Raw genomic sequence first — 7489 nt, 5'->3', positions numbered from 1 at the left:
ATCCCGATACCCCCGCGCCAGCTCAGCCGTCCCGTCGCTGGAGCCGTCATCGACCACCAGCACCTCGAAAGCGTCCCTGCCCAGGTCCTGCCCGATCAACGAGTCCAGCGTGCGCCTGAGCAACTCCGCCCGGTTATAGGTGGGAATGACGACACTGCACCTTCCGACAGCGGCCACCGGTGTCTCCCTGCTTCGGAAAAGGCGCCCCACACCCCGGACAGCCCCGAGGCGGAAATCGCTGCGAGTATGACCGCACTTCGCGGCGGCGGACAAGCGCGGACGCTCAGGCGCCGAGGTCGTATCCGCAGGCGCGGCCGACCAGGCGCACCTCGTCGCTGTCCAGCAGGGCACGCATCGAGGCCGGCAGATCAGCCCAATCCCTGATGTCCCTGCGGGTCCGCCCGCGCAGGCCGGCGGCGTGGATCCGCTTGTCGAACACCGTGGTGTCAAACAGGTCGGTCTGCAGGCCGCAGTGCTGGGCGATCCGCGCGCACCATCGCATCGGGTCCGAGATCAGGTCCTCGTATCGCACTCGCAGCACCCACGGGGGCAGGTCGGGCGAGGCCGACCAGAAGCTGCCCGCGACTCGCGTCCAGTCGCCCACCACCACCTCGGTGTCGCTCCTGGGCCAGCCGCCGGCTCGCTCCCACACATCGAGGCTGCGCAGGACGTCGCGCGGGTCCCGAACGATGTGCACCACCCGGCAGCCGGGGAACAGGCCCTGGATGGCGAGGGCCTCGGCCAGGCCGTAACGGACTTCCTTGAACCCCCAGATCGGCCTACCCGCGCTCTCAGCGGGTTTGGCGAACAGGGTCTGGACGAAGGCACGCGCCGCCTCATCGATATGGACGGGCTCCGGAGTCAGGTTGGCCATGAAGCTCTGGTGGCCGGCGCGCTCGTAGCCCAGGCGTCCGAGCTGGCCGTGCTCGGCCGCCCACTCGTGCAGCCGCTGGCTCACCGCCAGGATCTGGCGAAGCTGGCCCGCATGCTCACCCCAGATCAGGACCTCGGGGTGGGAGGACAGCAGCCGCTGGATGAGCGTGCTCCCGCACCGCTGGCCCGCTGCGAGGATCAGGATGGGCGCGCTCATCCGGACGTCAGGAAGCCATACCGCAGTACGCAGCGCGTCGGGACAGCGAGCACCAACATCTCCCTGCATCGCTCAGGCGTCAACCCTGGAGGAGCCCGGGGCAGATTTCGCGGGCGAGTATGTCCACACTCCGTGCCCGCAGACAAGCCGCGGCCTCGAGGAAGCACAGCGGACTGGCGCCGGTGAACTGCAACAGACCGACTACGACCCCATCTGGTGCAGATGTGTGATATACATCACGCCTGATAGCCGCGTGGTACGAGGGGGCATCCGATGGCTGATGAAGTGCAGGCGCAGGTCACTGAGGATTCCAACAGCATCGGCAGGATGCTGCGCGAGGAGATGGAACCGGACGTCATTCTCAAGACCGGGCTCACCGAAGGGCGACGGTACGACATTTTGATCAAGCCCCGCGAGGGTCGGCCGGTTCTGATCGCCGTTCACCTCTAGCACGGGCCAGATGCCTGGCCTTCATCCCTCGCATGCGGTGCTCGCCCTGATTGGCCGCGTCGATGGAACTGCTCGGCTCCTGCTCACCACCCGGTCAGCGGAGCTGCGCGCCTTTCCCGGCGATATCGCGCTGCCCGGCGGCCGATGTGAACCCGGTGAGTCGCCGGCCCAGACCGTCCTGCGGGAGGCGTTCGAAGAGGTCGGGCTGGAGCCGGAGACGGTGGAGGTGCTCGGGGAGAGCCCGCTGATCAGGCTGCCCGAGAACGACGATCTGATCGTTGCGGTGTACGCCCGATGGCGAAAGCCGCATCCGCTGAAATCTTCGGCCGAGGTCGCCGACCCGCTGCTAGTGCCGGTCGCGGTGCTGCTGGACGAGTCCACCCACCGCAGGGCCGTCGCCGAGGACGGCCGCGCGGCCGTGGCCTGGCGGCTGCCTGGGGGTGGTGTGATCTGGGGCCTGACCGCGCTGGTCGTGCAATTGCTGCTGGAGGAGATGGCACCCGGCTGGTCGGGCTCGCGCGATCTCGATCAACTCCCGGCCATCGACCCGGTCACAGGCGCCGAGGCCCAGCCGGCGCGGGCAACCGGCCGCATCCCGGCCCCGGCAGCCGGCCGCATCCCGGCCCAGGCCCGCACCGGCGCAGACCTGTTGTGCGCCCAGTTGACGGCCGAAGGAATCACGGAGGTCATGACCCTGACCGGAGGCCACATCTCGCCGATCTTTCAGGGCTGCGCGCAGCAGGGCATCCGGTTGATCGACTTCCGGCACGAGGCTGCCGCGGTGCATGCCGCTGACGCGCTGGCCCGGCTCCGGCGGCGTCCTCAGGTCGCCGCCGTCACCGCTGGCCCGGGGCTGACCAACTCGGTGACCGCGATCGCCAACGCGTGGTATGCGCAGAGCCCGGTGGTGCTGTTGTCGGGGCGCAATCCCGTTCTGCTGGAAGGCCTGGGCGGCCTGCAGGACGCTCCGCACGTGGAGTTGTTGCGACCTATCACCAAACGCGCCGAGACCGCGATGGACGGCTCGCGGCTGGCCGAACTCACCGAGTGGGCGTTCACGGCGGCTCAGGCCCCGCGCAGCGGCCCGGTGCTGCTGGACCTGCCGCTGGACGTGCAACTGACGCCGGTCACCGATGGCGTCCTGCCGGGTTGCCGCCGGTTCACCTCAGCGCCGGGCCCGGACCCGGACGAGGTGGCAGCGGTGGCCCGGCTGATCGGCTCGGCAACGAGGCCGGTGCTGCTGGCTGGCTCGGGCGCGTACTGGTCCGCAGCCGCGGACAGCCTGACGGAGCTGGCGCAGACGCTGGGGGCGCCCACGTACTGCAATGGCCTGGCCCGCGGGATGCTGCCACCCGACCACCCGTCGGCGTTGCGCTTCAGTCGCTCGGAGGCGTTGCGTTCGGCCGATGTCGTCCTGGTCCTGGGCGCCGACTTCGACTTCCGGCTGGGCTACGGCCGTCCGCCGGTGTTCGGCGACGACGTGGCAGTGGTGCACGTCGATCCCGACGCCAGTCGGATCGGGCACGCGCGCGACGTCCGGCACGGGGTGGTCAGCGACATCCGGCTGTTCCTCGAAGCGCTCAACAGGCTTGGCCACAGCTTTGCCCGCCGTGTCGAGCCTGACTGGTTGACCGAACTCCGCGCCTGCGATGACCGGCGGCGAGCCGCCTCGCAGCAAGCCATCGAACTGGACCAGGTGCCCATCCATCCCCTGCGCTTCATCGCCGAGCTTGCCCGGTTCGCCGACCCGGACGCCACCCTGATCGTCGACGGCGGCGACATCGCCTCCATGGCAGCATCGGCGCTGGCCCCGAACGCACCCGGCCGTTGGCTGGACACCGGGCCGTTCGGCTGCCTCGGTGTCGGCATTCCGTTCGCGATGGCCGCCCGGCTGGCTCATCCCGACAACCAGGTGCTGGCGGTTCTCGGCGACGGGGCTTTCGGCTTCAACGGCATGGAGTTGGACTCGGCCGTCCGGCAATCGCTGCCGTTCGTCGCCGCGATCGGCAACGACGGCGCGTGGGGCGAGATGCGCACCTTCCACGAGACGATGTACGGCGCCGAGAACATGCAGGCCCAGTACTTGTCGCAGGGCACCCGCTATGACCGGGTGAGCGAGGCGCTGGGCGGCTACGGCGAGCGGGTGGAACTCCCCGATCAGATTGCCGGCGCCTTGCGGCGGGCGGCGGATTCGAACCTGCCCGCGGTCATCGACGTCGTGCTCGACCCCAGCTACCGCCACCGAGGAGCCACGTCGGCAGCGGCCGCCTCGCTGATGCCGGCCGCCGCCCTAGCCGAGCCAGGGCCTGCCGGCCCGCAGCAGAGAGGGGGCTGACGATGGTCTCTGCGGCACGTCCGCGGCTGCTCGCGGGCATCGCCCGGGTCGAGGACCTCCTGGTGCTGGGCGAGGGGCCTGACGCGGTCGAGGTCCAGGCGCCGGCCGAACACCTCGACACGGTGCACCGCTTCCTGACCGCGCTGGACGGCACCCAGGAGGTCAGCGCGGCCGCGGCTGCCGCCGGCCTGCCGCTGCCCGAAGCGGCCCAGCTTGTTTCCCAGCTCGCCGACCAGGACCTAGTCCGGGGAGATCTGGTGCGGGAAGGCGGCCCGGCTCACCAGCCGATCAGTGGCACAGCGGCATTGCTGGAGCTGGAGGACCTGGTCACCGGCCAGCTGTACGACACGCTGTACAAGAACCCGTACTGGCAGGCGATGCAGGACCCTGCCGCGGTGATTCCCGAGCTAGTCCTGCAGGGCACCATCGTGGAGAACTACCACTTCCTGTTCCGGGAAAGCTGGTTCGACGCCCCGGCGCTCAGCTATCCCTACTCCCGGGGCGTCCGGGTCAGCCTAAACGAGTTCTTCGTAGAGGAGAGCGGCCACGACGAGCTGATCCTGAACTCGCTGAAGTCCCTGGGGCACACCCGCGACGATCTGGCCGACACGATTCCCCTGCAGACTACAGCGGCGTTGTGCAACTCCTTGGCCTGGTGGTCGCGGACCGACCCACTCTTCTTCATCACCACGATCGGTGTGCTGGAAGGCCGAGATCTCGCGGTCGACTCATTCGTGCGGGCCTGTGAGAGCCGCGACGTCGATCCGGACCTGGTGGGCCCGATGCGGACCCACTCGCAGATCAACCTGGCCGGCGGGCACGGCAGCCTGACCCGCCAGGTCTTTGCCGACATCCCGGCGATCAGCGCGCAGACCTTGAGCCGGTTGCGGGCGCGCACCGTGCTGTTCGTCGAGTTGTACGACGACTTCTACCGCGGGATCTGGGAGCACTACAGCACCGCCACAACGCTGCTGCGATCGATCTCTGGCCTGGTGGGGGACGTCATGGGCATCGGAACAGCCGAGGAAGCGCTGTGACCGCGACCCACACCTTCTTCCGGCGGCCCCGGCTGCGGCCCGGGGTCCAAATCACCCGCGCCGATGCCGGCTTCGCCCTGACCTACCGAAGCCAGAGCGCGGACCTGGACGTGCCGGACTTCGCGGCAGCGGAGGTCGCTGAACTGCTGGAGGGGCTGATGGCCGGCGCGCCGTCCACCCAGCTGCGGGAACGCGCTCCCAACCTGAGTGACTTCGACGGCATGCTGGACGAGCTGGACCGGCTGGGACTGCTGACCGAGGACGAGCGGCCGGCGCCGGCGACCATGACCGGCGAGCAGTTGTACCGGCTGGTGCGGCGATTCACCCGCCGGTTGCAAGCGACCAGCGCCGGTTCGGAGCTGTTCACCCGGATGACGAACGGGACCGCGACCCGCAATCAGCTGATCGGTTACGCCTTGGAGTACCACCACGTCGTCTGGCAGAGCCCCGCCCTGATCGCACCGGCGCTGGCGCACGCCTGGCACCCGGATGCCTACGGAATCCTGCAGAACTTCCTGCGCGATGAGATCGGGCACGATCGGATGACCCGTTCGGCGCTGGCCGCTGTCGGGGTGCCAGGACCGGTGCTCGCCAGCACCCAGCCGCTGCCGGCGACCTTCGCCGTCTGCGCCACGCTCGGCGCGGTGGCCGCGCAGGATCCGCTGGCGTTCGCAGCCTGCCTGTCGGTGGTCGAGGAACCCTCCCCGCAGTTCAACCGAGCCTTCGCCGAACGCGCCCGGTCGCTGGAGCTTCCGGCCGAGTTCATTCAACCGCTGTTGGATCACTCCGACGTCAACGCCGACGCCGGGCATGCCGACGTGTCGCTGGCGCTGCTGAGCACCACCAGCGCCCTGGGCTTGGAGCATGCGCAGGCGGTGCTCAAGCAGGTGGCCGCTTTGGTGGAATCGCTGAGCAGGCTGGAGCGCGACATCCTGCTGCACTACGCCGGCCCGGAGCTGGCGCTGCGAATCTTCGAGCCGGACGCGGAGTGACGCCCATGACAACGTGGTCCCTCGCCTCCTACCGCAAGCCGTTCCTGCAGGTGGCGGAGGTTCAGACCGATCCGTCGGGCGAGATCCTGCTGTGTGCCGCCGAGGAGACCTTCGAGCTCGGGCCCCCGGACGGGGTCAGCCAGCAGGCGATGGCGCGGTTGCTGAGCTCCATGCGTGACCCCGAACATGAGGTGTGGCTCGAACTGCGCAAGCCCAGTCCCTGGTCGAAGCTGGTGGAGAGTCTGGACGTGTTCGGCCTGATCGCCGAGGCCGACGATCAGCTCAGTGCGGTGGCCGCAGCTGAGACCGATCGCTACCTCGAGCTGGCCGCCCAGGCACGGCGCTGGCTGGACGAGCTGAGCGAGCTGGCGCCGGCGCCGATGGCTGACCGGCTGGCCACCGTGCTGGGCAGCACGCTGGCGCATGCCCACAGCCTGCTTATCGAGCTTGCCAGCGAGCTGGGGCTTTCGGGTTTACCGGCGGCGGGCGGCGCGGCCCGGATCCGGCCGGCGACGGACTTCTACGGCCACCTGGTCGACCAGCTGCTCACCCACTGGCGCTACACCGCACCTGCGGCAGTTCTTCTGACCTGCCTGGCACTGCGCGAGGCCGACCCGGCGGGCGGGGACGGCGAGCTGGCGCTCCGGTTACTCGCGGAGCTCGCCGGCGGTCCCTACGACCTCGCCGAGACCGCCACCCAGCTGAGCTGCCTCGTGGTGACCCTGGGCCGGGCAGCCGGGCCGGGCAACGACCGGTTGTTGGAGCTGAGCGCGGCGGACACCGCAACCGGCCCGTGCAGCGGCACGAACCTGGCGCTGGCAGGCGAGCGCCTGGCGGTGCGGGGGTTGCGGGTCCTGGGGCCGTCGAGCTACCACCGCACGCTCGGCAGCGGCGCGCCCAGCGATGGTGACCGGCCGGACCGGCTGGCGCTCGGCACGTACCTGGAGCAGTACCTGATCACCCGCCGGTTCGTCGAGATCATACTTCCGCTGCTGGCCAAACGCCTGCGACCGGAGCTGCGCGACAGCCTGTTCAGGTATTACGCCGAAGAGGTCGGGCATGAGGTCTTCGAGCTGCAGACCTGCCTCGCCCTCGGCCTGACCGAATCCGAGGTGGTGCTGGCCACCGCGCTGCCGGCCTGGGTCACCTACCTCGATGTCTTCGCCCGGATCGCCGCCACCGACCCGGTCGGCTTCTTGGCATCGGTGATGGTGACCGAGGGTTTGCCCGGCACCCGCACTCCTGTCAATGACCTGCTGGAACAGGCAGGCGCCCTGGCCGGGACCGACGCGGCACAGGTGATGCGCCAGCACGAGGAGGTCAACGTCGAGCTCGACCACACAACCATGGCTCGCCGGTTGCTCGCGCAGGTGCCGGTCGTCAGTCCGGCCGGTCAGCGACGGGCGATGGACCACCTGCTGTTTCTGCTGGAACTCAATTTCAGGGCCTGGGAGGAGCTGCACTGGTACTACACCGATGCCGCGAACGACCGGTTGCACGGACCGTTCGGAGTGACACCCCGCCAGCTGCTCGGCCACCTGCACGCGCAGCAGTCGGCAACCGGGGGTTAGCGGCAGGGACCCGC

6 protein-coding genes are annotated in these 7489 nt (G+C 69.5%); 5 read left to right on the top strand and 1 reads right to left on the bottom strand.

Annotated features, from left to right (window positions below; genetic code table 11):
* Positions 1-283 precede the first annotated feature (283 nt).
* The gene (locus VGB75_07615) at positions 284-1090 is read right to left on the bottom strand and encodes a sulfotransferase (GenBank protein ID HEY0166892.1); all 807 of its coding nucleotides are present in this window, start codon (positions 1088-1090) and stop codon (positions 284-286) included.
* Positions 1091-1363: 273 nt separating this feature from the next.
* On the opposite strand from VGB75_07615, the gene VGB75_07610 reads away from it, so the two are divergent.
* Genes VGB75_07610 through VGB75_07590 form a run of 5 tightly spaced genes read left to right on the top strand, consistent with a single transcriptional unit; the run spans position 1364 to position 7475 of the window.
* Positions 1364-1540, top strand: a complete 177-nt coding sequence (locus VGB75_07610; protein ID HEY0166891.1) for a hypothetical protein — start codon at positions 1364-1366, stop codon at positions 1538-1540.
* 10 nt (positions 1541-1550) lie between these two features.
* Positions 1551-3875 (top strand): thiamine pyrophosphate-binding protein, encoded by a 2325-nt coding sequence (locus tag VGB75_07605; GenBank protein HEY0166890.1) that lies wholly within the window; start codon positions 1551-1553, stop codon positions 3873-3875.
* A gap of 2 nt (positions 3876-3877) precedes the next feature.
* Complete coding sequence (locus tag VGB75_07600) at positions 3878-4912, top strand: hypothetical protein (protein HEY0166889.1); 1035 nt, start codon at positions 3878-3880, stop codon at positions 4910-4912.
* On the top strand, positions 4909-5904 hold the full coding sequence (locus VGB75_07595; GenBank protein HEY0166888.1) for an iron-containing redox enzyme family protein: 996 nt from the start codon (positions 4909-4911) through the stop codon (positions 5902-5904). The genes VGB75_07600 and VGB75_07595 overlap by 4 nt, the downstream gene beginning before the upstream one ends.
* Positions 5905-5909: 5 nt before the next feature.
* Positions 5910-7475 (top strand): iron-containing redox enzyme family protein, encoded by a 1566-nt coding sequence (locus VGB75_07590; GenBank protein ID HEY0166887.1) that lies wholly within the window; start codon positions 5910-5912, stop codon positions 7473-7475.
* The last annotated feature ends 14 nt before the right edge of the window (positions 7476-7489 follow it).

The organism is Jatrophihabitans sp., assembly GCA_036399055.1.
Classification (GTDB): Bacteria; Actinomycetota; Actinomycetes; order Mycobacteriales; family Jatrophihabitantaceae; genus Jatrophihabitans_A.
This window is presented reverse-complemented; position numbering and strand designations above follow the sequence as displayed.